Raw genomic sequence first — 2,301 nt, 5'->3', positions numbered from 1 at the left:
TTGTTCAGTTGTCGCCTTAGCTGCTTTATCCTGATAATCTTGTTCAGCAGAGTCTAATTCCGTTTGCCATTCTTCTCTAGCTTGAGCAAAATCAGTCCGAAAAATTTAATATGTGGGCAAAAATTTATTTTTCTTCATAAAACTATAGTAATTACCCAGTTGTGTCTCGACAATTGCCTTTTCTTTCTTCTGTGATTTTACTTTGTTTTTCAGGTTAGTTAATTTAGTTAACTTAAAATAAGTAGGGATATTTTCGTCAAAAGTCAAGTAGGTAATTAAATACTATCCCGTTGAAAGGAGCAAATAGGGGTAGTTTTCGCCATCAAAATGATCGAGTCATCCCAATTTCATAAAGTATTGCTACAGTCACGACAAAGGGAACATATAACAGAGAATAGTCAAATAAAAACACAATAAAAAAGAGGAAAAAACTGTTTAATTTCTTATAATTTATGGCATTGATGATTTTTTATTGTAGGAATAAATCACCAATTAATACGTAACTGCATAAGCATGAATTTGGTATAAGAATTTAAGGGGGATGAAAAGATAACAGTTGATTATTTTCAGCCTCTGACTTCAGCCAGAGGTACTGATAACTAATAACTAATAACTGATAACTGATAACTGAAATGAATCTACCACCAGCATAAATCAAGCTTCTCAAAGGACTACCCAAAAATATGAAACGAGGTGAGTAGCTAAGTTTATTAACATATTTTAGTGAAATGAGCAATAGCAATATTGACTTATTCTCGATCGGCTCAACTATTTAGTCACAGACAAATGTTTTTTCGATCATGGTTAAAATTTCTTCTGGTTTAGCAGCTTTGTTCAAAAATTCAGCAGGTCCAATTAATTTAGCTCGACTCCGATCTATCAAATTATTCCGAACTGTAAAGATGATTACTGGTATTTTTTCAAATACTGGTGCATTGCGTAAAAATTGATAAACGGTATAACCATTAGCAGTAGGCATTTCTAAGTCAAGAAAAATCAAATCTGGTTGAGCGTCGGCAATTTTCACAAGTCCTTTGATTGGATCTTGTATTCCGATCAAGTCATATCCAGCAGGTTCAACAATCTTCCTTAATCTTTCAGCAACTACTTGACTATCATCAATACAAGCAATTAATAGCTTTTTTTTTGGTGTAGTCTTGTCTCTATTTTTATGAGAAGAAGATAATTTGAAATTCGGTTCTGGGAAATCGGGAATTGTTTGCAATTCTACCAACCCTTTTTTGAGTAAGGGAAGTAAACTATTAGTTACAGCTAATACTGATTTATTTAGTTTGACAGCAAGATCCCACAGAGTTAGATCGCCCTGTAAATATTTACCCCAACCAGATAAAGCTTCTAGGGTAACAGGTTTTTTGGGAACAGGAACAAGGTTAGGGTTGAAACTTTCTAAACCTGCTTTTTTCGATAGATGTTGCATTTGAGTAACTTTAGCGAAAATTGGTTCTATTTCCCGATAAGACAGAGATAAACCAAGGGATAGTTCAGATTTATGATCGGGGTTTACTTCCCATTTATGTATTAGGTCTGGGTGGGTACTCATGGAAAACAATATTTCTAGAGTGACAGTGCGAATGATTGCTTTTGCTTGAGAAATAGTGATTTGATTTTTGCTAACTCCATCATACAGGAGCAAATATTCCCAAGGTTTGTCAGGCTCTAATAGTATTTCTGAGGTTATAGGATTCCAGTCAGGAGAGTGCAATCTGACCCCTCGTTCCCAACGCCTTACTCTGTGGATATTGCTAGTGGTATAGAGCAATCTACCATAGAATATGTTGAGTTTTCCTTCTTTGGCTGGAATATTTAATAATACTTTGCCAGTTGCATTTCCTTGACTAAGTATATCCAAAGTTTGGGCCAATTTGATTAATTGTTTGTTAGTAGACATTGAATTGAAAGTTGCCAAATTAGAATTTGAATAATCCTCAACCTTTGTATATGTCATAACATTATTAGTGTCCATCTATTTAATCGCTGAAAATAAAATTTTCCATTCTTAATTTATCACATTATTATTCCATTAAAGTTAAGATTTATGCAATAATAATGTGACTTCGATCACAGAGAAATGTTATTTTACCTAATTAAAAGTGGGGTAAAGTCAGTGATTTTGAAAATATAAAATGAAACTAAGTTATTGATAAAACATACAATGTTCTATTTCTTTATATTCTCAAATATATACCAATTCTTCTAGATTGTTCAACTTAAGTATATTTAAACTGTAGCCAAGAAATGGGTGCATCTCATAGCGTGCCAAAATACTTTTTTCCTCCATAC

General features: G+C 33.1%; 1 protein-coding gene. It reads right to left on the bottom strand.

Features of this window, described 5'->3' with window-relative positions:
- Window positions 1-772: 772 nt before the first annotated feature.
- Window positions 773-1,966, bottom strand: coding sequence for a response regulator (locus tag AFK68_RS01210; protein ID WP_168186272.1), 1,194 nt, complete (start codon window positions 1,964-1,966; stop codon window positions 773-775).
- Window positions 1,967-2,301 lie beyond the last annotated feature (335 nt).

The organism is Hydrocoleum sp. CS-953 (assembly GCF_002260545.1).
Lineage (GTDB): Bacteria > Cyanobacteriota > Cyanobacteriia > Cyanobacteriales > Microcoleaceae > Trichodesmium.
Note: the sequence above shows the minus strand (reverse complement) of the source record. Positions and strands in the feature narration are given on the sequence as shown.

Coding starts and splice junctions, on each gene's coding strand:
- AFK68_RS01210 (WP_168186272.1), bottom strand. CDS start 1,966: ATGACATATACAAAGGTTGAGGATTATTCAAATTCTAATTTGGCAACT.